Here is a 379-nt window from a genome sequence, read left to right on the forward strand (position 1 = left end):
ATCATCTGCTGGTACAGTAACGAACATCCTCGCTGGTACGATTACTAGCGTGCTTGGTGCGACTATCACTGCTGGTACTTTAACATCTGCTGGTACAGTGACCAACCTCTTAGACGGTACGATTACTAGCGTGCTTGGTGCGACTATCACTGCTGGTACATTAACATCCGCTGGTACGGTGACCAACCTCTTAGACGGTACGATTACTAGCGTGCTTGGCGCGACTATCACTGCTGGTACTTTAACATCGGCTGGTACGGTGACTAACCTCTTAGACGGTACGATTACTAGCGTGCTTGGAGCGACTATCACTGCTGGTACTTTAACATCTGCTGGTACGGTGACCAACCTCTTAGACGGTACGATTACTAGCGTGCTT

Annotated in this window: 1 pseudogene; it reads left to right on the forward strand. The window is 49.3% G+C overall.

From position 1 onward, the window contains the following. A pseudogene (locus tag C173_RS35065) lies at nt 1-379 on the forward strand (DUF6385 domain-containing protein); the annotation flags it as partial.

Origin of the sequence: Paenibacillus sp. FSL R7-277 (assembly GCF_000517965.1) — a bacterium.
Classification (GTDB): domain Bacteria; phylum Bacillota; class Bacilli; order Paenibacillales; family Paenibacillaceae; genus Paenibacillus_AQ; species Paenibacillus_AQ silagei.